The organism is Bacillus sp. B2-WWTP-C-10-Post-4, assembly GCF_009183805.1.
Lineage (GTDB): Bacteria > Bacillota > Bacilli > Bacillales > Bacillaceae_G > Bacillus_A > Bacillus_A cereus.
Window position 1 is genome coordinate 1 of the sequence record NZ_WEII01000041.1, and the last position, 24,478, is coordinate 24,478.

Consider the following 24,478-nt stretch of genomic DNA (forward strand, 5'->3'; position numbering starts at 1 on the left):
CTCATATAGTAATCTACCACCTTTTAATTATCTAAAAATTAAGAATATATTTTTTCCAAATTATAACATGTAATTCGAAGATGAAATAGAGTGAAAATAAATCTTTTATTTTTTCTTCATTGCACGCAAAAAAGCACCTATTGTCGTATATTGACAATGAGGTGCTTAACTCAATCAAACATCCTTCTTTCCCTCTAATTTTTAGTAACAATACATCCTTTTTTCTGCCACGCATGCATTGTTTTGAATTAACTAGTAAAATGCATTCTAATATTACATATAATAAAAACCATTTCGATTTGTTCGTTATAGAACTTCCTCTACATCGACACTCTCTATCTTCACTTCATACATATTTGGGATATTTACTTCTTTTGGTACCCATGCATAATAATTTTGATCATTCTCTAACATAAATTGAATTAACTTTGTTTCTGATCCATTCCAGAAATTTTTAAGATTATCAATGTAGTCTTCTAAATCTTCTTTATAGTCCAGTTGTAATATATAATCTCTTACCGTCAGGGCAAACACAATTAAACTTCCTAATAGATTTTTTTGCTCATTTTCTTCTCCATACTCTTGTGGTAAGAACCACACTTGACCTATTCCTATCGTTTTTTTGTATTTTTCATAAAAACTACTATCATTCATATTCTCATAATCATGTATTAATTCATTGACCAATGAATGCCATTTTGGCGGAATAATGTTTTCCAATGCAGGATTATGTTCAATTCCTTCTACTATATCCTCTATTTCTTCTGTCTCATCTTCATAGTGATATTCACTTATGTCTATATGTTTGAATTTCATTTCATTTTTATAATGTGCCAAATCATATGGATAATGATTATTATCTTTTAAACTTGTATCATCAAGTCCGAGTATCTTTACTAGTGCAGCTGTCTCAAAGCTCCAGTACCCCACATATCCAGGTTCTTTATGCGCATTTTTCCATTCATAATCATAATGGTCTTTAAACCATTCTTTCTCCATGTACGTTTGTAATCTTTTAGATGCTTCTTTTTTATCTGTTTGTGCAAGTTCTATAATCTTTCTCGTTTTTGCATATGGATTTTCTTTAAAATAAACATTCGTCATTTTTGTGTATCCGATATCACTAGCGCATAAGAGGAAATCGATTACTGCGTCGTTCATATTTTCCTTCTCAACTAGCTTGGCTAAACTTACAAGATTCTTTTTCTCCGTCTCTAATAAAATCCCTAGAGATATCATCCAAATTAGATTTAAATATCCAACTTCATTTTCCCCTATATGCCTCAAATCAATAAGAGCGTTGTCAAAATCTCCTTCTATTATATGGATAGCTTCTCCTAGGGAATATTTTGCGTTAATATCCTCTAACTCATAATTAAAGCTTGATAAGTAGGTTCCTTCTATAATACTATTATTATCCTTAGAATATCTTTGAATTCCCTTTTTCTCATCTTCTTCTAAACTTTTAATATCCTCTTTATTTTCTTGAATAAACTCTTTATTATATTCAATTCCTTCTCTACATTTTTCTTCTATAATTAAATAATCTCTCATTCTATTTGATTCCTCCTAGCTTCTAAATTATGGCCATTCTCCAATAATATTTCCCTTTGCATCTAATCTATATGTTTTTACTTTTCCGGTACTATCGACTTGTGATAGTACTCTTTCTACTTGATTTCTTTCCAGCGCTCTTTTAATCTTATCTGCCAATTTCTTATCTCCATCAACAGCTTTAAATATTCTACTTTTTTTGGTCTTCGCACCATTCAACCAATCATTTGACATTTGTCGTCCATCTTTAGTTTTCCCCAATTGTGAACTACCAAACTTAGCCTCATCTATAACGTATTTGATCTTTGATTCTGCATTTGCATTTTCGTATAATCCATCAATTCCTTTTACTATTTTATCATTTATGCCTGATGGTGCACTTTTTCCGACTGGCTTTAAATCAAATCCAGCTTCTTTTAAAGTTTGATTATTCAATAAATTGTCACTAGATTTTATTTCACCATAATTACCTTTTTGCTTATTTGTAGCTGTTTTTGCATCAAAATTGTCTACAGTTGTATTTTTGTTACTGCTAGGTTTACCGTTAGCCGTATCCTAAGTATCATCCTTAGCCCCTTTAACTCAACCAATTTCTTCCTAAAGCTTTGAAATCTTACTTTGAGTATAGGCTTTCGTGTCTTTACGACTTAGGGTGATTGCCTCTTCAAATATTAACTACTATAATTACAAGTAAATTAAAACAAACTTAAAAGGAATGAATTCTTTACTATACAGAATTCATTCCTCACTAGTTGCTTAAAATATTTATCTAACTCTTTAGTTTCAATTCACATTCAATGTCCCCTAAACATACATTAAATTTAAATTTCCCTCCATATTTTTAAATTCCTAAAAATGATGGAAAGCTAGCATACCCTGCAAGCTTATGCTGAATACCACTCTTCCGTAGAAAAATTATCAGCATTTGAATTTCCTTCTAACTCCCATTCGCTAATAAAATTAATTATTTCTCCTAAAATTAGATTTATATCATGATTTTTTATAATCAAACCTCTATGATTATTCCAAGTCAAATCAATTTCGATATTTATATTCAACTCATCCTCACATTTACTTAAAAAGTCATTCATTACTAAGGTAAAACATAAATTTACAAAATTATCAGAAACCCAAATTACGGATGAATCATCATTAACCTTCTCTATTCTAAATCTTAAATTATTGTATGCAATCCACTTTATATTACCTTGTATTTTTTCTTCTTTCATAATTATTTTCCTCCCATACTATGAAATAATCCTGTCAAGACATCCATTGCTGGATTTGTTTTTAAACTGCCATATATCACATCTTCCCATGAACCATACTTTTTATAAAGTTGTTCAGGTGTAGGTCCTTCTGCCCTGCCATATTCAAGAATATTTCTTTCTTTCATTGCATTCAATCCATCTAAATTATTAGATTTTATATACGTTTCCATTCTTCCTTGATTTCGCTCTTCGACTTTCAATCTAGCAATTTCCTCCATAGATAGCCCATCATTTTGAAGATTTTTAATATCTTGTTCTAGTTGTATTCTTTTTTGTTGTATTTTTTCATGATACTTTATTCTTTCGCTTCTTGCATAAGCAACTTCATCACCATTTGTCCAGTCTACCCCAAACTTATTTAAGGCAGATTCCTTCTTAGGTGAATATCCATATACAGCTTCAGTATTTCCCTCAATCTCCTTTGCTATCTTAGGATTATCTAATGGATTTCGAAGTTTAGAATTTATTTCTCTTCTGGTACCACCAGCCTCGACTATATCATCAAGATAATTGCTTACAGTTTTACCCGTACCCTTACCACCATCTTTAGACTTCGCAAACTTATAAAAAGCTTCTAATAATTCGCCTTGAGGTATTTTGGTTACAATAGTTCCACCAACACTAGAGAATGCATAGGAAGCCTCTCTCTTAAATGATTGTAACATTTCAAGCGTAGGCTGCAATTCTTTTGCTAGTTTTACTGCGTTAGCAAATGTACTTACTCCACTTGATGCTTTTGCTCCTTTTGTGATATGGCCTACTTTATTTAGTGCCCTATCGCCTAATATTGTGGTAGCTATTTGTGTTAATCCATAGGTAGTCAATTCTGTACGACTCTCTGCATCTCCCTCTATCATATCTCGTTTTATTTTATTTGAAAATGCATGCCACATATTTTTTGCAGTTTCATCCAAATGGAAAAGTGCATAGGTTACATTAATAAAAGTTCCTATGTCCATATTACTTAAAGCTATTGCGGACTCGATTTCATCACCAATAGCTTTCCCCGATCCTCTTTGAATAGCTTCCCACATCTTTTTCGCTGTTTCAAACGTGCTAACTATACCGTCTGCCGCATCGTCCCAAGCATTTCTAACCGGAGATTTCTCCTCAATTATGTTATTTGTTTCTATATCTTTAATTGACTGATCGTTTTTTCGAGCTGTTTCTTCTATAATCCCCTGAATCGAACTCACCCAATCCATATTCAACCTTTGTGTACTAAACGTCCCACTCACAGGACTAAATCCTTTCCCGCTTTGCACTTCAGCGAGCCCGGCTGTGATGCTAGCTGCTAATTGGAGAGCGGTGCTGTAGTTGTTGCTGGATGAATGATTGAATTCATATAAATGCTCTAGTTTTTCTTCCAGTTTTTTTCTCATTGCACCTAATACCGTTACAATTGCACCTACTCCGGGCATTGGTGTAAGTACTTCTATTGCTTCTATACTTGTAATCGATTGATTAATTCCCCTTATTTGTTCTCTTATTTCTTGTTCAATCACATCTGTCGAAGCAACTTTCGCTTGGAACTCATTTGGAAATGCTTCATTTTGGCGAATTAATTCTTCACATAAGCATATGATTCCTTGCGCTAATGGCCGAAATGTTTGGACAAGGTAGGCTTTTGCACTACTGTATGTTTGTCCTTGTAATACTGTGTCTATCGCAAATGCATCAATAGATTGAATGGCTTGTTCCATACTTTGAATCGTAGCATTACATATAGCGTTCATACTTTGAGTTTGACTTTGTACTTCTCCCAAATACATGTTTAAACTCATGTATTGGCCTCCCTTTGTAGTTGCTGCTGTTCATAGGAAAGGTCGTTTTCTTTCTCACTGAGATGCCGTTTTTCTTTAAGCAACGTCTCTTTTTCATTTTCTAATTCGAATGTAAGTTTTCTTTCATACTGTCCGATTTCTTGCCGCATATTCGTAAAAAGGTGAAACACTTCTTTGTCGCCGTGCCAAGTTTCTAGTATTCGGTTAAATAAACGATTACTTCTATTTTTCCATTCATGAAAACTAACCTCAGCTCGTTCTTGATTTTGCAGCGCAATTCGGTTTTCATTTTGTTCTTCAAATATAATTCGTAATTTTTGATTACATTGACTGATTCTCGTTTCAATTTCTTGACTCATCTTTTCTCCCTACCTTTTCCCCTTTACGTAGGTTGTTATATTATTGAAAAGTCTTTTGAAGTCCTGTATCCATTTTCTCAAATTCATTTGCTACGGAATGGATATTATCAATTGTTTGTTGAAAAGCAGTACAAAATTGTTTCGTGATCTGTAAATTTTGTTGATTTGCCTCTTGTGCTTGGAAGTTCACAGATAGTGTCGTACGCGTTGCCTTATTTATAGAGCGACTAGTAGCACTTTGCATTCTATCTGAAGCATTTCTCATTTTCGTTGCAAGTTGCGTTGCCGTATGCAAATTACTTTGAAATTCTCCCATTACTTACTCCCCTCTACCTTTTATTTACAAGAAAATTATACCACGGAAAAATATCCCAATAAACCGAATGTTCGAATTTAACATACAATTCAGCACTGTTACTGAGGATGCGAGCAACGCTTATCTATCAACATAACTGAGTCCAAAATGGATTCTACTTATACAAAAAAGATGACTTCAGCCATATGCTAAAGTCATCTTTTTCTACCTTATTATTTTACTAATTCTCCATTATAAGCTTTTATATTAAGCGGAGCAGTTAAAAATTGTGCTGCTTTACTAACGAAAGATGTGAAGTGTTCACTCGTATTATGGCTCGCAACTGCTGCTTCATCTTTCCATACTTCTACCATCGTATAAACACTTTCTTTTTCTGTATCTTTATATAAGTCATAAGATACATTTCCACTTTCTTCTCTTGAACCATGAATGAGTGGCTGAATTTCTTCTAAAAATGCTTGTTGTTTTGCTGGGTCTACTTGAAATATTGCGTGAATAATAATCATGGTGTTTCCCCTTTCATATTCCATATATTTCTATGATCTAATTAGATTACTTCCACTCAGCAACTTTGTCAATTGGAAGACGTACTGATTGGTAACCACTGTCAGCAGCTTTCCCGATTGAAATTAGCATTACTGGTACGTAGCGTTCTTTATCTAGTCCAAACGCTTCTGCGATTTGGTCTTTTTCAAATCCACCAATTGGACAAGTGTCATAACCGTGCGCACGAGCTGCTAGCATAAATTGCATCGCTACAAGACCACCGTCAATTAATACTGTATCTTTCATTACTTCTGGTGTAACCATAGAGAAGTAAGCTGAAAGTTTTTTCATTTGATCTTCTTTTACTTCTGCTGGCATAAGTCCACGCTCTACTGCTGTACCATAAATTTCTTCTGCGTTATCAAAGTTGTTTAAGTCACCAAATAAAGCGATCATTGCTGAAGATGTTTCTACTTGAGATTGATTGAATTTCGCAAGTGGCGCAAGTGTTGCTTTCGCTTCGTCACTTTCAATCACTACGAATCTCCATGGTTGCATGTTTACTGAAGATGGTGCAAGTGTTGCTTGTGTAAGAATTTCTGTCATTTCTTCTTTGCTAATTTTCACTGAAGGGTCGTACTTACGAATTGAACGACGTCCTGTTAAAATTTCGTTAAAATCATTTGTTTTTACTGAGTTAGTCATAGTTGTATTCTCCCTTTTTTATAATTCTTTTATATTTTCTTGAATGTGATTTAACATATTTAAAAGATTATCGCGTTCTTCCTCACTTAATCCTTTAAATGCAGATGCTGCAAAACGTTCTTTTTCCTCTTGAAACGCTTGAATTTTATTTCGTCCCTCTTCAGTAAGAGAAACTAACGTAATTCTGTTATCATCTGGATTTTTACGTCTTACAATCATTTCATTGGCCTCAAGCTGCTTTAAATGCCTTGTTATCGCAGCATTATCAATATTCACTTCTTGTTGAAGTGCTTTTTGACTAATTTCACCTACTTCATATAACTGAAGTATAAGCTCTAATCGAGACTGGCTCATACCCGTACACCCTTCAAATTTCGAACTTACTTCTTTATTTAGAAAGTGTAATTTATATAAAATAATCGCTTCTTTTGAGCATGAACTTGTCAAATTAACCCTCCTTTACAATCAAAATAAAAATGTTTGATGTATCAATAGTTGATATGTCAATTAATATAATCTATATCGATTTAGAATGCAAGCATTTTGTTTTTATTTTATTTTTTCCAAATTAAGGCGCTTTGTAGCGTTACAAATAATGTTAATTGCACTATAATAATACTAATTTAAAGAACTGGAGAGTGATTGATAATGCGGCAATATACAAATAGAAATGAGGACTTGAAAATGGAAAATGAAATGAGGATATTCACAAATGACAACAATAAATATAGGGATTGTCGCGCACGTAGACGCTGGCAAGACGAGTTTGACTGAGCGTATTCTTTATGAAACGAATGTGATTAAAGAAATTGGCCGAGTAGATAGTGGTAATACACAAACTGACTCAATGGAATTAGAAAGACAACGCGGAATTACGATTAAAGCATCTGTCGTTTCTTTCTTTATTGATGCTGTAAAAGTAAATGTCATTGATACACCTGGACACGCTGATTTTATCGCTGAAGTGGAGCGATCATTCCGCGTTCTAGACGGTGCGATTTTAGTTATCTCTGCCGTTGAAGGTGTGCAAGCACAAACAAAAATTTTAATGCGAACATTACAGAAACTAAACATACCGACTATTTTATTCGTTAATAAAATTGATCGTAGTGGCGCAAAAACTAAAAAAGTTATGAAACAAATAAAAGAGGTTCTTTCAAATGAAGCATTCCCCTTCTACTCTGTTCTAAACGAAGGAACGAAAGAAGCCCGGATCATTGAATACAAATCATATGACGATTGTATGGAACTGTTAGCACCATTTAATGAATCGTTACTTGAATCATATGTAAATAACGAAATAATACCGGACGCACTATTAAGAGAAAAACTAGAACAGCAAATACAGCAAGCGAATGTGTATCCAATCTTTTTCGGTTCAGCAATGACTGGTATGGGCGTAACAGAACTTCTTGAAAAACTTCCGGCTCTCATTCCAGCTCTTACATCGGCACAAGAGGAACCATTATCCGGTGTTGTTTTTAAAATTGAACGTGAACCTTCTGGAGAAAAGGTTGCTTATATAAGAGTTTTTTCAGGTAGCTTACATGTTAGAAAATATGTTAATATACAGCGCAGTAAGTCTCTATTCCATAAAGAAAAGATAAAAAAAATGTGCCTATTTCATAATGGAGATACCGTTCAAACTTCTACCGTTCCTAGCGGTGAGTTTTGTAAAGTGTGGGGGCTGAATGATATTAAAATTGGTGATATTATCGGTGAACGTACGGATTATATAAAAGATATTCACTTTGCCGAACCACAAATGGAAGCTGCCATTGATGCGGTACCTAAAGAGCAAATTCATAATTTATACGCTGTTCTTATGGAACTATGTGAAGAAGATCCGCTCATTAAAGTTTGGAAAGACGATGTTCATAATGAACTATATATTCGCTTTTTCGGTGAGGTACAAAAAGAAGTAATTGCAACAACACTTTATGAGAAATATAATTTGCAGGTTAATTTTTCAAATACGCGAGTTGTATGTATCGAGAAACCAATTGGCGTAGGCAATTCTGTTGAAGTAATGGGTGAAAAAGAGAATCCATTTTACGCAACAATCGGATTCAAAGTTGAACGTGGTGAACTTAATTGCGGCATAACATATAAATTAGATGTTGAGCTCGGCTCACTACCTTTAGCATTTCATAAAGCGATTGAAGATACGGTATTTCAAACGTTAAAACAAGGATTATATGGATGGGAAGTTACAGATATTATCGTCACGTTAACACATACTGGTTATGCTAGTCCTGTTACAACAGCGAGTGACTTTAGAAATTTAACACCGATCGTATTAATGGATGCTTTAAAGCAAGCTGAAACATATGTATATGAACCAGTAAATGAATTTGAATTAACTGTACCGGAGCACGCAATTAGTACTGCAATGTATAAGCTTGCTGCCGTTCCAGCAACTTTTGCAGAGCCTATATTCAATAACAATTCTTATCAGTTAACAGGATCATTACCTGTTGCGAAAACAGAGAGTTTCAAACGAATACTACATTCATTTACAGAAGGAGAAGGCATATTTACAACGAAGCCAGCTGGTTTCACAAAACTTATGGCTCCCTTCCCTACTCGAAAACGTGTTGATTATAATCCGCTGAATCGTAAGGATTATTTACTTCATGTTTTGAAGGCTTATTAAAGTAAAAGAGGTGCAATTCGCACCTCTTTTGCATGTATTAATAGGTTAGTTTGTCCTAACAACTTCTTTAAGTTTTCCTATTATTTTCGCTATAGCCTCAATTGAATTTTCCGTTTCATATCCCCCAACATTTACAGAATGATTTGCATTTTTGACAACTTCAATCTGTAAATTCGTTTTATATAACTGATCAATTTGATCTGCATTGTATTGGTGATCTTTATCCCCAATAACTAAAAACCCTTCGTGTCGACTATGTAAGATAGAATCAAAAATTGTATCAAACGTCAGTAAAGGTGTAAGTAGTATCATTTTTGACTGCGCGAATTCTTCTCTCTTCATTAAATCATTTGCAATCGGAATTGTTCCGAGTGACTTCCCTAAAAACATAGTCTCGTTGTATTGCTCATCTTTTAATACTTCATTTATTACAGGATTAATATCATCCATCATTACTTTCGTTACTTCTTCCATTGGTTTATTCATTAATTGTCCAACATAAGAATAATGAATATGTACAACATCTATTTTATGTTCAAGCATTAACATCGTTGCGTAATAAAATAACGGCTTATCATAATTGTATCCTGAACCTGAAAACATAAAGCAAACCGTACTAGAACCTTTTTCGATATGTGTGTAACGAATTACTTTGTCATTTATATGTACCTCTTTTTTAGTCCCCTTCACCGTTTTCTCCTCCGAATACGTTTACTTTTGTAATACGATATGTTCTGTGTGAACTGATACATCCTTTACTTTCTCTTTTATAAATGCAGGCTGTAAGTCATATGTATGCAGTTCTTCTACTGGCACCCATCTATACAAATACGTTCTACCCTCTTCTTCCAAAATATATTGATCCGTTCCACTCGCAGGTAACTCATGTAGCTCTACTTCATAATAAAAACTAATTTCATGAAACTTTCGCTCAGAAAGTGTAAAGAAATTTTCTACTGACCATATTAACCTTTTCCTTTTAATAGGAACACCTATCTCTTCCGCAAGTTCTCGTTTTAATGCATCTTCACTATTCTCTAGCATTTTTACTCTACCGCCGGGTACATACCAAAAATCTTCACCGTCACCTTGCAGAATGAGTATTTTATTATCATGTTTACAAATTGCTCCAACGCGGTAATTAAAACATGTTTCCTCTACTTTAAACGTAAGATCCAATCTTAACGCCCCCCTTATACAAATATTGAATTATTACAAAACAATTATGTAATTGCTGTACAAATAAGGTTACTAAATTTATTCACTTCATTCAATCATTTCCTAATTTTCCGAACCATTACTTTTCATCATTACAAGTGTATATACATATGTTACAATCATATTGCACACTAGAAAACATTATGGGGGTACGGATGGAAACGTTATTAATCCAGCAAACTGAGAAATCAAATAAGTTTTGGAAAATCGTTGTGAAAGAAAAAGACTATGTTGTGTTTTACGGAAAAATCGGCACAGCTGGCAGTGTGAAAGCGAAAGAGTTTGAAACAGAAGAAGAATGTATGAAAGAAGCTAACAAACTAATTGCTTCCAAACGTAAAAAGGGATATACAGACCCGTTGCCTGGGGAAGATTACATAAAAGAAAAAACGATAACAGAAGAAGAATTTTGGGAACTACTTAATCGTGCAAAAACGAAAGGTGAAGACCAAGAAGAACAAATAGAATGGCTTACTTCCCACCTTGCTAAACGTACAGTACATGAAATTGTAGCTTTTGATACGCATATGCATCGTCTTTTGAAAGATTCCTATACCTCCCGTTTATGGGCAGCAGCCTATATTATTATGGGTGGTTGTTCAGATGATACTTTCGATTACTTCCGCGGATGGTTATTATATCAAGGAAAAGAGACATACGAAGCTTGTATTGAAGATCCAGAACGATTAATTCCTGTATTAGAAAATTTGAGTGAGTATGACGTCCCAGAAATAGAAGAACTTTCTTTATATTTCGGTTTCACTGTATATGCAGAAAAAACTGGTGACGAAGATGATACTTACTTTACACTTTACCATGTCTTATCTAATGAAGAATTCGACGATGTAGATTTTGAATTTGACTGGAATGAAGACGATGAAGAAGGTTTAAAAAAGATGTTTCCTAAGCTATGGGAGATGTACGGAGAAGAACCGATTGAGTGGTAGATTAATTATTCGTGAAAAAGTGCCTTGTTTCTTTAGTAACAAGGCACTTTTTTTGATACTATATTTAAATTATCATCTTTCCACTCTCCCACCACTCCATAAAAGTCTTTAAAGAAGGAGCAACCCACGTTCTACTATCATTTTCATGGTTCCATACATATATATATCATCTCTTTGTACTTTTCCATTCAAAATGGAATAGCCAAACAAATCACCATTTCCCCCATCAGCAAAAAATAATAAACAGTCAAAAGGCATGTATAAATCTTTAAAATCAACTATATTTCTCATACTCATATTTTCAGTTTTAATTTTTGAAGCAGACCATATAAAGTCACCGTATTCACCTTCTATACCGTTTGTTTCCTGTAATAATTGATATAAATCATTCGGTAACTCCACATGTAAACATTTTTGTATATCAGTAAGTTCATCCTTCGCAGCTGGGTTTTTCAAGCTTAAATTTGATGAGATACTGTGAATGGTGTCTTTCCACATCACCTTTTCCTCCTTATGTGCAATCAAGCATATTCAAAGAACTCCGCTAAATTTATTGATACCATCTTTCTAACAATTCCTTCTCCCTCTCGCCTGAAATACCTGCTTTTAATTCCCATTCTTCCGTACTCTCCATCCACTCATACACATCTGTAACTGTCTCGTCTATTCTTCTAAAAGTAAGCCCTTCATTAACCGCACTTTCGATACAAATAGAAAACCCGCCTCTCCACGGCTTCGTCTCACCATCTAACGGGAAAGTTTCTGGAATCCACAAAGGCATTTCTGTCCAAGGCTGCACATTGTGTTCACTCATAAACGATTCGTCTACCCAAACAAATTCAGCATCGCTATTCGTAACTTTTTTACACGTATTTAATAGCTCTTCCATCGTCAATTCATCATTCGGACCTGTTATATTGAATGTACCTGCTTTATTATTTTCTGCCATGTTGAGTCCAAATCTCGCGACATCTTTTATATCAACTATCTGCACTGGACGATTTTTTCTTCCTGGAACTAACACGTTACCTCCTTTTGCTACACGCCCGATCCAGTATGGAAGTCGATCTGTATAATCGAACATTCCTGAAAGAAGTCCTGCTCTTACGTGTAAAACACGCCCCGGCCAATACTTCTCTGCTTCTTTTTCGCATAATACTTTCAGCGCACCATAATGCTCATAAGGAGATATTTCACCATTCTCTACAGCCTTTATTTGCTCTTCCGTCGGTTCAGGTTGTAATATATAGTCTTCTTTTATGTCATGCGGAATCCAATCTTTATATACGGAAAGGCTTGAGATGAATATATAGTGTTCAATATTATCTTTAAGTACTTCTCCAACATTTCTAATGTGATGCGGAGAAAACCCACATGTATCCACAACAACATCCCATTTTCGATTTTCTAAACTTGATACATCACCATTTCTGTCACCGATCAGCTGCTCCACTTCAGGAAAAATTTCTTTGTTTGTTCCGCGGTTAAATAATGTAACTTCATGCCCTCTGTTCAAAGCCTCTTCTCCAACAGCTCTTCCCAAAAATCGTGTACCACCTAGTATTAACATTTTCATGGTTCTCCCCCATTCATTATTAAAAATCGTTTCTTTTGTTAAACGAATTTCTATCATAAAAAGTTACGGGGGATTTGTTGTTTTACTTTAATCCTACAAATAAAAAGAATCCATCTTGAAAAATTAATCAATACGGATTCTTAAATTAGATATAATTGTTGAATTACTAACTCCGCACAACTTCCCCATCAACTAACTCAATAATTCTATTACACTTATTCGCTACTTCCATATCATGCGTTACAATAATAATTGTTCGCCCTTCTTCATTCAGTTGTAATAGCAAACTCATAATTTCTTCTCCCGTTTTCCTATCTAAATTCCCAGTCGGTTCATCTGCCAATATTAATTCTGGTTCGCCTACTAACGCTCTTGCAATTGCGACGCGCTGCTGCTGTCCACCCGATAGCTCGTCCGGTGTTTTATACATATGTTCTTTTAAACCTACTTTTTCTAAATAGAACTTCGCCTTATTTTCTCTTTCCCGTTGCTTTAACTTTCTATATGTGAGTGGTAGCACTACATTATCCAGTACAGTATGTTCTTTTAACAATGCAAAATATTGAAAAATAAATCCAATCATTTCATTTCTTGTTTTATGAACTTTATTTGCTCTAATTTCAGTTAATGATTTTCCATTTAACATATATTCACCCTCATTTGGCATATCAATTAACCCTATAACATTTAGTAATGTACTCTTCCCTGAGCCTGATCGCCCCATTACCGCTATAATTTCGCCCTTATTTATCGTTAAATTTATACCGTTTAACGCGAACGTATTATGATTCTTATTACTATACACCTTCTTAATATCTTTTAGTTCAATTAACCCCATTATTCCATCCCACCTATTAATGTTTTCGGTTCAAGCTTTCTAATAAATAAGAAGACAATTACATTCGAGACAACGATGATTAATAATAAGAATAGAAATACTAAAAACAATATAGGCATATCCAATTTAAAGTCTAATACCGTTGCTTCCTTTAAATCCTTCGACATTTGTAATAGAACCCCATACCTCCATGAAAAGTAAGTTATCGACATTCCTAAGCCAGTTATTGCTACAATAATGTTCTCTAAAACAATTTGAATAAACATACCAAATTTACTTTCGCCAAAAACTATTTTTATACCAAATTCCCGCTTTCTCATCAAGATAGAAACAATGGTCGTTACTACAATTCCGACGATCGAGAATACAACGAATAAGATTCCTACTATAAGTTGAGGTATTTCCGAATAGCCGTTAAGAGTAACATCTTCATTTATTTCATCACCTAAACTTTTTAAATGAAACGTACCGCCGTTTCCTTTAAGTTGAATTGATTCTTCTAGTTTCTTTACATCTGCACCTTTTTGTAAATATAAAACTGTACTTTGATGTAGTCTTAAAAACATTGCTTCATATTTTTCAAATCTATCAAATGACATAGGCATTATCATTGCGTAATCCAACTTCAAATATGTGTTCGTCGTATTATTATTTACGATAAATTTATTTTCTGGCAAAAACCCTATAATTGTATATCGATCATTAATTGTATCTCCAACTTGAAAATATTTCTTAAAGTAAGAACCCATTAAAACTTTTGTTTTTTCTTCACTATTTTTTTGAAAGTCATCATGCGAGAAACCTTCTTCAGGTTTTAAAGGTAAACGTAACATTTTATAGTAATTTTCATCTACAAAAATTGTTTTAATAGTAGGTCTTTCATCGTGAAACGTTTTATGTTTCAAATCAGTAATCATACTGTTTTGAAATGGTCTATTACTTGACTCTATTTCAATAACTCGCTCCTCGTATGTACCATACGAAATCACATCTTTATTTTGATGAATTGTATTATAAACCGCTTGAATTTTCTCTTTATTATATTAATTGCTTTGTAATCTATCTGTCGTCATTTCAAAAGTAACTAAATATGTTTTATCCACATTTAATACCGAGCTGGATTTATCGTTTAGATGGTGTAAATTATAAAATACATTAATTGAACTCGTTAGAGTTGCTAATCCAAATGTAATCTGTATTAGAAGAAGTACGGAAAATAGAAATCTCTTTTTTAATGCTATGAACGCACTTTTTATTCTCATCATTTTTACTCCTTTAATGCTTTAGCAGGTTCACTTTTAAGCACATATACAAATGGTATTACAGAGAGGATGAAAGCTATAGTAAGTGAAAGAAATACACACATTACAATATGAGTAGACTGTAAACTAATACTATAACTTGTAAACTCTATAATATTTTCACTCAAAATGCTAAAAATCCATTGTATGCATATTGCACAGGCTGATGCAGTGATTGCACATAAAAATAATTGACTAAATATAAAAATAAAAAGATTTATATTACTTGCTCCCAAAGCTTTCCTTAACGACAAACTTTTTTTCTTCGTATAAATCCAATAATAACTTACTATTATATTGGTAATGAAAGCTATACATAAAAGCCTATATGGAAAACTGAGTAACTCTTCTACGGCTTCACTTGAGTTTTTTTCCTTTTCATAGTTCTCTTTTTCACTAATCACTTTGGCATTTATATCTTTATTGTTCTGTTTCATATGCTGTATGAAAGTTTCTATTTCCTTGATAGGGTTTTCATTAGAACGAACAATCATTTGGAATGTATTATCTTTTTGTATCATCTGTTTCACCTCATCTGGCATGTCATTTAGAGAGACGAAAATTTTAATATTATACTCATATCCAGTATTTTCTCCAGCTACGCCTTTAACTGTATATTCCTTATTAAATAATTTTATTGTTGCCATATCCTTATAAATTTTCTTCCCCACTATTACACTATTTTTTTCATCTTGTCCCATCTGAGAACCTTTTAGCAAAGGTGGAGACCAATTTTTATTAAGGAGACCATTCATTATTACGTGGCCGATATCCGGAATAGTAATACGAATATCATTTGTAATAACACTAGCGTTTTTAAAATCAGATTCTATTAACGTCTGAAATTGTTCGAAATTGATTTCCCCCATATTAGTAAGTTGAACTAAATAGTAATAATTAAAATAACCATTTTTACTATCATAAAATTTCTCATCATAATAATCTCGCGTCGACATTGCGATCAGGATTGGCCATATTGTCAATACAAATCCAATAAATAGCATAATGAATATTGTTTTGTTCACCACTATTTCTTTTAATACTAGATTCATATATCCTCCTCATTTTAAAAACCGTGAAAAAGGTATGTATCCTTTTTCACGGTTTTTGTTGATTTTTATTTAATTACCATTTCCTTAGAAGTGTACGCACTATCCCCTACCATTATCCATTCATGACCCGAATAACCTCTGGTCACCGGTCCTTTGGATGCAACGCTAACGTTTATACGATCTGAAATTTTAGCATCATACAATGCTAACTCTTTAGAAGTCCCATCATCAAAGCTAGCTCTTACAGTCATCTTGTAAAAATGAGGTTCGTCCTTTTTTGCAGTATAGGCAGTTGCCTTAGCTTTTGCTCCGCTTCCTGTCCACGTTGCATTATTATCCCAACTAATCGAAGCAAATGAAACGGAAGAAACCATACCTAATAAAGAAGCAGTTAATCCTGTAACAGCTAAAGTTTTTGGAAGTAAGCTTTTCATATATCCTTAATCTCCCTTTTTAAAATATTCACTTAAATATTTAAGTATTTTTAGGCCTTGTCCCCATTATACATAAAGAAAGACTTTTTATATTAAAAAACCCTAATATTTACACTTTTAACAAAACCCTTACATTCCCATGAACTTTACGTCACAAAACAAAAAGATGGTATAAAACCAAAATTCACCCCATCTTTTTACTACCATTATTGATTTGACTGTATGCCAGGAAGAATATATTTCACAATCAATTCCCATCTATCCCCTGCATTCGGTATAATTTCAGACGCAATCACCACTACCAATTCCTTCTCTGGAATACAACAAATCATATTCCCACCATCACCCATAGCACAGTATGAAAAGATTCCATCTTCTTCTCGAAACCACCATAAGTAACCATATTGATTTTGGTTCATTTCTGTTGATTCTTTTATCCATGATTTTGATAGTATTTGTTTTCCATTATGAATACCTTCATTCAAATACATCTGTCCAAACTTAGCCATATCCCTAACAGTTAACGTTAGTCCCCATCCGCCTGTCGAAATACCATTTGGATCGTGAACCCACCCTTTCACATCTTTTCCGAATAAGTCATCGAATCCAAATGCTTTCATATTATAGTTTGGAATTTCTCTCATACCGAGTGACTGAAATAGCTGTTCATTCGCAAATTCACGCGCACTTTTTCCTGTTACGCTCGTAATAATTGCTGATAATAAATGAGCTCCTGCAGATGAATATTTAAAAGATCCAATTTCTCCGCCATTCCCCATCCTATTAAGTGTATACTATACCCAATCCTGTTGTGTACATAATTCTTCTAACGGTTCCTGCCAGTCTACAAAAGGATATGGCGCTGTCATTGTAAGTAAGTGTCTCACTGTTACTTCAGATGCCGTACGTTTATATTCAGGGAAAAACTCTATTACTTTTTGATCTACACTTTTTATATAGCCTTTATCTACACATATCCCAATTAACGCAGAAATAATCGTTTTTGTGACAGATGCTACATGAAATGCATTATCTGGACCTTGGCCGTTATAATATTTTTCAAAAACAATATTACCTCTCTGTACTACTAACATACCACTCATATTTTCATATTCTTCTTTTATAATCTGATCTAACTTTTCAGCAGTTTTCATTATTCTTTCCCCTTTAACCTATGATTAAAAAGGTTCGATAGGTACATATATATCAACTATATGTTTATGCTTTGGATGCTGCTTTGGATTATTTCTATATACTTCAAAAGGATACGAGTCTCTCGGTTTATATCCGCTATTTGGCAGCCATTCACCGTATAAGAAATCCCATGCTCCTTTATATTCATCTTGAAATATTTCAAAATGTCCTACTGCATATTTTCCAGAAGGTATTACCATTATTCCAACGTCGTTCGTTTCTACTGTGGATTCATCTGAAATTGTTACACATAGACTTGTTCTTAAATGATAGTCCTCAGTAAATTCATGATGATCGTGGTAAATGGTTAATACTTTCGTATCCTCAAATACATGATAGTTTTCCCCCGCTGCGTAATGAAATAATTTCTCTATCATTTTTGGAAAAGCTATCGTTAACTCTTCATATGTACCGATATGCCTTATGTATGCGACGTGTATATCGTCCGCTGTTACAATTTCAACATTCCCTCGAACCTTCTTACATTCATTGTATTGAGGAATTCCCCTTACGTCTTTGCAATTCTTGCTATTGTCGTTTCGATATTGAGATGGACTTATTCCGTAATGACTTTTAAATGCGCGGGAGAAAACTGCTGAATCTGTGAATCCGAAGTGATACGCAATATCTGTAATCGTCATATCTGCGCGATATGTAAGTAGATGTGTTGCCCTTTCGAGTTTCAAGCGATTCACATACCGAGATAATGGCTCATCAACTATTCCTTTAAAAATCCGATGAAAATGATACTTCGAAAATCCTGCTATATCAGCTAGCTCTTCAATGGATAATGAACTGTCTATGTTTGATTCTATATAATCTTGAACCTTATGTATGCGTCTTACATACTCATTTCTACTCTGTTTATTCTCCATACTCTTTATCTCCTCACAACAAAAAGAACCATCCTAGAATACTTTTAGGACGGCTTTCTATTCGTAATAGATTCTTCCATATTCTATTGTTAAATCGATATAATTTCACTATATTTTTTAAATTGATGGTAATGTGGCAGTATCCCGATTTAATTGAAAGAAACAACTATTTTTTTATAGCCCTACGCAAATTAATAATATTATTGGGATTTAGCTCCCATTGTCTCATAAGTTCTTTTTGTCTTGTTTTTAAGTCTTCAAATGGTTCTTCCACTATGTCGATTTTATTAAATTTCCCTTCGAAAACTAAAGCATTTTTTATCTTTTTATATCCACCAAAACCTAAGTCATCATTTAGTAACCAGACTACTCTCTGTATTTTTGCGAATAAAATACCCCCTGTACACATTGGACACGGTTCCAACGTGCTATAAATAGTAAACTTCTCATTTTTTATTTTTGCATCAAACATTGCTTCCCCTGCATTGCGAATAGCGTCTATCTCTGCGTGAGCTGTTATGTCTTTTTGTGGATGCACTCTATTTCTTCCTCTTGCAATGACATTATTATTTCCATCAACAATAACTGCTCCTACTGGATATGTATTTTCTTTTAATGCCATTTCAGCTTCTTCCAATGCCATCTGTAAAAAATATCTATCTCTTTCAAATTTCATATAGATCCCTCTTTTTTAGATGAAATTTTGTTACGGAAATTCATTTCGACTATCATACTACCCTCTATCAAGCTAACAAAATCAGTCATTCTTTATGCAACGGATAACGTTTTGATATACATTTAACTCAGTACGTTTAGGTAAAGCTTATTTCACTACACATGTTTCAAAAATAAAACTCTACTCCCGCCATTCCCATCATAATTTGTATGTACCGATACACCCTCTACCTCATCATCCCCAGCCTCAATTCGAAAACCGATTTCTTGATGAAACTGTATCGACTTTTTATTAGTTGGTGACGTAATTGCTTTTACAACTTTACGATTATTTGCACGAGCGACATCAAAGAAATAAGAATACAATGTCGATGCGATTCCTCTTCTTCTATACTTCGGATTTACACCGATAAAATGAACGTATGCTTCATCTTTATATGTTTGTGAAAAAAATCCACATAAGAAACCTAACGTTTCGCCCTCTTCTTCAATGATAAAACTCGTTTCTTGAAAGTGAACGAAAAACAATTTTGGCAACATGGCAGCCATGTCTCTCCCGCCCCACCAATCATTTAAAACAGAATGAATCTTTACATAATCTTCCCCTTGGATGTTTCTTACTCGCATATGTTTCTCCCTCTCACTCACTTCATTTTTTCATAAATTTTAATGACTGTTTCTACTAAAAGGATAAATACCCATATCCCGCAAAATACGAGAACGGACTGGAATATAGAACCTAGCATAACAATACTTATTAAACCTAATTCTGATCCTGAAATGGATATTTCATCAAACCCAAGATTATGTATAAATGGACCAGTAGAAAAAGCCATTAAAATAGAGCCTATTAAATAAATAGCACTCATTATTTTTAATATTTTTATAGAAAGATACGTAGTTTGTTTTTCTTCCACTTGTGATAATTCGATTTCTCCGCTTGCAATTCCTTTTTGCAAACAGTCCTCACATAGAAATTCTTCCTTAATTTTTTTACCACCGTGCAATGTACCTGTAATTTCTTTACAGCGCGTACACTTTCGATTTATCATTTTGTTATCACTCCAATCTCGTAAGATTATACTTATACAATTATTTTTACCTTATTATCCCTTTTATGTATTTTATAGAGAAATGTTGTGTTTTATGATTTCAAAACTCACATTTGGTTCGAAAAAATCTACTGTTCATTATGTATTAAGACCTAGTTGTTATGCGATTATTTTCCATTTATCTTCTTCAATGATTGCTGTTATCCAAAAAGGAGACCGTTATTTTTTACCAGGTGGCGGTATGGAAGGTAATGAAACAAAAGAAGATTGTTTGCACCGTGAACTACTAGAGGAATTAGGATGGGCGATTGAAATTGATCAATATATCGGTAATGCAGCTCGATATTTTTATGCAGAAAAGGAAGATACATATTATTTGAATGTTGGGTTCTTTTACATTGCAAATATGGTACAGAAACAAACTGCAAACTGTGAGGATGATCATGTTCTAAGGTGGATGTCTCCTTTACTTGCTGTAGAACTTCTCATTCACGATCATCAAAAATGGGCTGTTGAACAAGCGCTTTTAATACGAAAACAAAAATGATCTCCTTCTATATGAAAGAGATCATTTTTACTGTTAACTTACTTTTTTCAAATTGAGAGCAGGCTTTTTGATTCCACCTTTTTTTACAACATATAAACCGATGAAGATAATAAGCCCGCCAACTAGTTGCATCAAATTAATTTGCTCTCCAATGGTTACTGCCGCAAAGATCACTGCAAACAATGGCACAAGATACATATAAACCATTACTTTCGTTGAGCCTATTTTACTAATACCGACATACCACATTGCAAGTCCGAATATGGTCGCAAAGACGATTGAATATGCTAGTGATCCCCAGCTTGGCATATCTACTGGCCACGTTAGTGTGCTTACATTGAGTAAACAGTATATAACGAGAGGTCCAATTCCAATTAAAGTAGACCATGATGTAACTCTCATTGCGGAGTACTTTGTAATAAGAGGTTGTGCTAAAATTGGGTACCATCCCCACGCAATTGCTGCGACTAATCCAATTATATTTCCGAGCCACGCATACTCGTAAGTAGCTCCTCCTGTGTGTCCTGTTAATAAAACGAATGCTGCACCAATAAACGCTACGATGGAACCAATTTGTACTTTCATCGAAAAACGTTCTTGTTTGTGCAATACTGCTAATATCCCTGTAAAAATAGGGGACATCGCAATTAATAATGAGGCGTTCGTTGCTGAAGTATATTTCACGGATAGCATAAACATCGTTTGATACATTGTCGTACCAACGATGCCGACTGCTACTAATCGTAACCAATCTTTTCTTTCAATACGTAATGAGCGTTCCATCATAAAAGTAATAAGTAATAATACCGGTGATGCTACTAAAAATCGTAAACTATTAAATTGAATGGATGACATAAATGCCACGCCATACTTTCCTATTGTATAATTTGCTCCCCATACTAACGCAACTGATACTAGGAGCCATTCCATTTGCCATCGTTTCATCCGAATCTCCCCTTCCATATTTAGCATAGTAAAATTGGCTGGATATAACACCGTCCAATTGGCTGTTTTTTTACCCAGCCAATTTGCTATACTGGATTTATATAAGAGATACGGAGGCGTTTTTTATGGAATGGAAGCTAGATAATGACAGTAAAATCCCTATTTATCAGCAAGTTGTTGACTTTATTGAGAAACGTATTACATACGGAGAACTTCCTCCAGGAAGCTTCCTACCTTCCGAACGGAAATTAGCTACGCAGTTAAATGTAAACCGTAGTACAGTAACGACTGCTTATAATGAGTTACGTGCTATGGGAATTGTAGAAAGTACGACTGGTAAAGGTACACGTGTAAGTACACATATGTGGGGCGTTTCTCCAACATTAACGCCGAACTGGAGAAATTTCGTAGAAGGTGGTACGTTTTTACCAAACTTACCGTTACTTCGCCATATTCGGGCAGAAGTACAACAAAATGAAAACATTATTGATTTCGCAAACGGAGAACTCGGTTGTAATCTCTACCCACACGATCAACTACAAACAATTTTACGAGAACAACCGTTAACGCATTCATTAAGTTATGATCATCCGCAAGGCTATCTCCCGCTAAGACAAGCGATCGTAAAATATATGAAAGAATATTTAAAAGTTGAGGCAACTGAACAATCCATTATGATTACATCTGGCGCACAGCAAGCACTTCACCTTATCGTGCAATGTTTATTAAATCCAGGTGATGCCGTCGCTTTCGAAAGTCCATCGCACTGTTATTCCTTACCGTTATTCCAATCAGCAGGTATTCGTATTTTCCCATTACCTGTCGATGAACATGGGATTAATCCAGACGATGTACAGGAGTTATATAGAAAACACCGTATTAAAATGATCTTTTTAAATCCAAATTTCCAAAACCCTACGGGAACGATGCTTCATCCAAACCGTAGAAAAACACTGTTATCACTTTGCGCAGATTTACGAATTGCAATCGTTGAGGATGATCCATCCAGCTTGCTGACGCTAGAAAAGAAACAGCCTTGTCCTACTTTGAAATCAATAGATGAAAACGGAACAGTTATTTATGTACATTCTTTATCAAAAATGATTGCGCCAGGATTACGAGTCGGCTGGCTCGTTGCTCCGCAATCTGTAGTAGAAAGATTATCCGACGCACGGCACCAAATGGAATTAGGTATGAGCATATTCCCGCAGTGGCTTATGCAGCAGTTTTTCGAAACTGTACCATTTCAGTCGCATATCGTACCGTTACGAAAACAACTAGCAGAAAAAAGAGACGTTATTGTTCGAGCTCTAAACGAGCAACTTCATGATAAAATCTCTTTTTCAAATCCGACCGGTGGAATATACATATGGGGAAAATTAAAAGAACCGATAAACGAAAAACAACTTATTATGCAAAGCTTAAAACAAGAAATTGCTTTTATGCCAGGTAGTATTTTCGGCGCGAAAGATGGTTATATTCGTTTATCTTATGGAAAAGTGGATATTGATCAAATTGAGGAAGGCATTTCTCGTTTGCGGGAGGCTATTTTAGTTTGTGAAAAATAACTTTACATAAAGCCCTATCGTTTGACAAAAGAAAAATCTACCATTATTATCAACACGAACCTAGTTACCCCGCATTAACGGGCAATAAAACTCCCAGCTCAAAATTCAGCTGTAACAAAGAAGTTAGGTGGGAGATTAACTGCCCGTAAATGCCCGATTGGTTCAACTAATAATCAGTGGAGGATGAACCCCCCACTGATTAAAGTTTCACTTTATAGGAGTGATAAAAATGAAAATTTACGTTGATGCAGATGCTTGTCCTGTAAAAGATGTAATTATTTTTGAAGCTACGAATGCAGAAATCCCTGTAACCCTCGTTACTAGCTTTTCTCATTATTCTAATGCTCAGCAACCTAAAGGTGTGGAAACAATATATGTTGATTCCGGAGCAGATGCTGCAGATTACCGAATTATGCAGTTAGCAAAAAAAGAAGATTTAATCGTAACACAAGATTACGGTCTTGCTTCGCTCGCTTTAGCAAAAGGCTGTATCGTACTACACCATAAAGGCTATAAGTATACGAATGATAACATTGAACAATTGTTACAAACACGATATTTAAGTGCAATGGTTCGAAAAAGTGGTAAACGTACAAAGGGACCGAAACCATTTACAGCAGAAGATAAAGAGAAATTTAGAGAGCTCTTTAAACGTATGATCGCACTTTAAAAATGAATCGTCTATTTGCAAGGAAAACTTCGCAAAAAAAGAAGAGAATATCGGAATGAACATTCTCTTCTTGAGGTTTACCCGTTTAAAATGAAGGTAAATTATCTAAATTATTTTCTTTTATTCCATCCGGTTCACTACGTATAATATCTCTACCATACTTATGAAATACGTCCACATGAGCTAACTTCCCTGATTTTGCTTCACTAAGAGCAGTCGTATAATCTAACTCTCTCCCGCTACTTGTTTTAAAAGCAATCAAATCACCTCCATCATTTTTACGAACAGCAACAATTTGTTCTGCTCCTGAAGTAACTTCCTGAGCTATTTCAAATTGAGCTTGCTCTTCCCCTTGATGTAAATAATCATTATATACTTTTTCAAAGTCTTTTTTGTCCATTAAACTCACCTCCAAAACATTTTATTAGTATGGTTGGGAGGTGTTGGTTTTATGT

The 24,478-nt window shown here is 34.2% G+C and carries 27 protein-coding genes and 3 pseudogenes; 5 read left to right on the forward strand and 25 right to left on the reverse strand.

Annotation, left to right across the window (positions count from 1 at the left end; translation table 11 throughout):
- Positions 1-306 precede the first annotated feature (306 nt).
- The 9 genes and pseudogenes from GBN78_RS16735 to GBN78_RS16775 form a co-directional block, all read right to left on the reverse strand.
- Positions 307-1,554, reverse strand: coding sequence for a PoNi-like cognate immunity protein (locus GBN78_RS16735; RefSeq protein ID WP_152127542.1), 1,248 nt, complete (start codon positions 1,552-1,554; stop codon positions 307-309).
- Between the two features lie 27 nt (positions 1,555-1,581).
- Positions 1,582-2,109, reverse strand: a pseudogene (locus GBN78_RS16740) (hypothetical protein); the annotation flags it as partial.
- 329 nt (positions 2,110-2,438) lie between these two features.
- Positions 2,439-2,783 carry a hypothetical protein gene (locus GBN78_RS16745; RefSeq protein ID WP_000656836.1) on the reverse strand — a complete coding sequence of 115 codons (345 nt, stop codon included), beginning with the start codon at positions 2,781-2,783 and terminating at the stop codon, positions 2,439-2,441.
- 2 nt (positions 2,784-2,785) lie between these two features.
- A complete protein-coding gene (locus GBN78_RS16750; protein WP_152127543.1) occupies positions 2,786-4,609 on the reverse strand; it encodes an LXG domain-containing protein in 1,824 nt (607 codons plus the stop codon).
- Complete coding sequence (locus GBN78_RS16755) at positions 4,606-4,968, reverse strand: DUF3958 family protein (protein ID WP_000076595.1); 363 nt, start codon at positions 4,966-4,968, stop codon at positions 4,606-4,608. Before GBN78_RS16755 ends, GBN78_RS16750 begins: the two co-directional genes overlap by 4 nt.
- A 40-nt stretch (positions 4,969-5,008) precedes the next feature.
- Entirely contained in the window at positions 5,009-5,284 is a 276-nt protein-coding gene (locus GBN78_RS16760) for a TIGR04197 family type VII secretion effector (protein WP_000503641.1), read from the reverse strand.
- A gap of 212 nt (positions 5,285-5,496) precedes the next feature.
- Complete coding sequence (locus GBN78_RS16765; protein WP_000583805.1) at positions 5,497-5,790, reverse strand: putative quinol monooxygenase; 294 nt, start codon at positions 5,788-5,790, stop codon at positions 5,497-5,499.
- Positions 5,791-5,836: 46 nt separating this feature from the next.
- Positions 5,837-6,475: a nitroreductase family protein gene (locus GBN78_RS16770; protein ID WP_030026226.1), complete on the reverse strand. Its 639-nt coding sequence runs from the start codon at positions 6,473-6,475 to the stop codon at positions 5,837-5,839.
- A gap of 18 nt (positions 6,476-6,493) precedes the next feature.
- On the reverse strand, positions 6,494-6,922 hold the full coding sequence (locus GBN78_RS16775; protein WP_000204172.1) for a MarR family winged helix-turn-helix transcriptional regulator: 429 nt from the start codon (positions 6,920-6,922) through the stop codon (positions 6,494-6,496).
- Between the two features lie 265 nt (positions 6,923-7,187).
- Between GBN78_RS16775 and GBN78_RS16785 the strand changes: the two genes are divergently transcribed.
- Positions 7,188-9,131, forward strand: a complete 1,944-nt coding sequence (locus GBN78_RS16785; protein ID WP_152127545.1) for an elongation factor G — start codon at positions 7,188-7,190, stop codon at positions 9,129-9,131.
- Between the two features lie 45 nt (positions 9,132-9,176).
- Here the strand turns inward: GBN78_RS16785 and GBN78_RS16790 are convergent, their stop codons facing one another.
- Both GBN78_RS16790 and GBN78_RS16795 read right to left on the reverse strand, forming a co-directional pair.
- Positions 9,177-9,821: an alpha/beta family hydrolase gene (locus GBN78_RS16790; RefSeq protein WP_152127546.1), complete on the reverse strand. Its 645-nt coding sequence runs from the start codon at positions 9,819-9,821 to the stop codon at positions 9,177-9,179.
- A 21-nt stretch (positions 9,822-9,842) separates the two neighbouring features.
- A complete protein-coding gene (locus GBN78_RS16795) occupies positions 9,843-10,310 on the reverse strand; it encodes an NUDIX hydrolase (RefSeq protein ID WP_152127547.1) in 468 nt (155 codons plus the stop codon).
- A 194-nt stretch (positions 10,311-10,504) separates the two neighbouring features.
- Between GBN78_RS16795 and GBN78_RS16800 the strand changes: the two genes are divergently transcribed.
- Complete coding sequence (locus GBN78_RS16800; protein ID WP_000449110.1) at positions 10,505-11,296, forward strand: DUF4240 domain-containing protein; 792 nt, start codon at positions 10,505-10,507, stop codon at positions 11,294-11,296.
- A 64-nt stretch (positions 11,297-11,360) separates the two neighbouring features.
- On the opposite strand, the pseudogene GBN78_RS16805 reads toward GBN78_RS16800, so the two are convergent.
- The 12 genes and pseudogenes from GBN78_RS16805 to GBN78_RS16855 form a co-directional block, all read right to left on the reverse strand.
- Positions 11,361-11,794 (reverse strand): annotated as a pseudogene (locus GBN78_RS16805) (SMI1/KNR4 family protein).
- 52 nt (positions 11,795-11,846) lie between these two features.
- Positions 11,847-12,872: an SDR family oxidoreductase gene (locus GBN78_RS16810; RefSeq protein WP_152127548.1), complete on the reverse strand. Its 1,026-nt coding sequence runs from the start codon at positions 12,870-12,872 to the stop codon at positions 11,847-11,849.
- A gap of 166 nt (positions 12,873-13,038) precedes the next feature.
- Positions 13,039-13,710 (reverse strand): ABC transporter ATP-binding protein, encoded by a 672-nt coding sequence (locus tag GBN78_RS16815; RefSeq protein ID WP_000522860.1) that lies wholly within the window; start codon positions 13,708-13,710, stop codon positions 13,039-13,041.
- Positions 13,710-14,738, reverse strand: coding sequence for an ABC transporter permease (locus tag GBN78_RS16820; RefSeq protein WP_226798484.1), 1,029 nt, complete (start codon positions 14,736-14,738; stop codon positions 13,710-13,712). Before GBN78_RS16820 ends, GBN78_RS16815 begins: the two co-directional genes overlap by 1 nt.
- Positions 14,739-14,753: 15 nt before the next feature.
- Positions 14,754-14,972 (reverse strand): hypothetical protein, encoded by a 219-nt coding sequence (locus GBN78_RS30640; protein WP_226798483.1) that lies wholly within the window; start codon positions 14,970-14,972, stop codon positions 14,754-14,756.
- A 5-nt stretch (positions 14,973-14,977) separates the two neighbouring features.
- Positions 14,978-16,063, reverse strand: coding sequence for an FtsX-like permease family protein (locus tag GBN78_RS16825; protein ID WP_001055052.1), 1,086 nt, complete (start codon positions 16,061-16,063; stop codon positions 14,978-14,980).
- Between the two features lie 65 nt (positions 16,064-16,128).
- A complete protein-coding gene (locus GBN78_RS16830; RefSeq protein WP_000838682.1) occupies positions 16,129-16,497 on the reverse strand; it encodes a hypothetical protein in 369 nt (122 codons plus the stop codon).
- Positions 16,498-16,703: 206 nt separating this feature from the next.
- Positions 16,704-17,651 (reverse strand): annotated as a pseudogene (locus tag GBN78_RS16835) (serine hydrolase domain-containing protein).
- Positions 17,652-17,675: 24 nt separating this feature from the next.
- On the reverse strand, positions 17,676-18,566 hold the full coding sequence (locus tag GBN78_RS16840) for an AraC family transcriptional regulator (protein WP_152127549.1): 891 nt from the start codon (positions 18,564-18,566) through the stop codon (positions 17,676-17,678).
- A gap of 166 nt (positions 18,567-18,732) precedes the next feature.
- Positions 18,733-19,242, reverse strand: a complete 510-nt coding sequence (locus GBN78_RS16845; protein WP_000667405.1) for a nucleoside deaminase — start codon at positions 19,240-19,242, stop codon at positions 18,733-18,735.
- A gap of 155 nt (positions 19,243-19,397) precedes the next feature.
- Complete coding sequence (locus GBN78_RS16850) at positions 19,398-19,868, reverse strand: GNAT family N-acetyltransferase (RefSeq protein ID WP_044584591.1); 471 nt, start codon at positions 19,866-19,868, stop codon at positions 19,398-19,400.
- Between the two features lie 17 nt (positions 19,869-19,885).
- Positions 19,886-20,293, reverse strand: a complete 408-nt coding sequence (locus GBN78_RS16855; RefSeq protein ID WP_000610503.1) for a DUF3980 domain-containing protein — start codon at positions 20,291-20,293, stop codon at positions 19,886-19,888.
- A 94-nt stretch (positions 20,294-20,387) separates the two neighbouring features.
- Between GBN78_RS16855 and GBN78_RS16860 the strand changes: the two genes are divergently transcribed.
- A complete protein-coding gene (locus tag GBN78_RS16860) occupies positions 20,388-20,840 on the forward strand; it encodes an NUDIX hydrolase (RefSeq protein WP_074625866.1) in 453 nt (150 codons plus the stop codon).
- A gap of 33 nt (positions 20,841-20,873) precedes the next feature.
- On the opposite strand, the gene GBN78_RS16865 is transcribed toward GBN78_RS16860, so the two are convergent.
- Positions 20,874-21,785, reverse strand: coding sequence for a DMT family transporter (locus GBN78_RS16865; RefSeq protein ID WP_152127550.1), 912 nt, complete (start codon positions 21,783-21,785; stop codon positions 20,874-20,876).
- A gap of 125 nt (positions 21,786-21,910) precedes the next feature.
- Here GBN78_RS16865 and pdxR point away from each other — a divergent pair, with 125 nt between their 5' ends.
- Together pdxR and GBN78_RS16875 are read left to right on the forward strand one after the other, a co-directional pair.
- Positions 21,911-23,353, forward strand: a complete 1,443-nt coding sequence (gene pdxR, locus GBN78_RS16870; protein WP_152127551.1) for a MocR-like pyridoxine biosynthesis transcription factor PdxR — start codon at positions 21,911-21,913, stop codon at positions 23,351-23,353.
- A gap of 229 nt (positions 23,354-23,582) precedes the next feature.
- On the forward strand, positions 23,583-24,023 hold the full coding sequence (locus GBN78_RS16875; RefSeq protein ID WP_130068636.1) for a YaiI/YqxD family protein: 441 nt from the start codon (positions 23,583-23,585) through the stop codon (positions 24,021-24,023).
- Positions 24,024-24,108: 85 nt separating this feature from the next.
- Here GBN78_RS16875 and GBN78_RS16880 read toward each other — a convergent pair whose 3' ends face one another.
- A complete protein-coding gene (locus GBN78_RS16880; protein WP_152127552.1) occupies positions 24,109-24,423 on the reverse strand; it encodes a DUF3892 domain-containing protein in 315 nt (104 codons plus the stop codon).
- Positions 24,424-24,478: the final 55 nt, after the last annotated feature.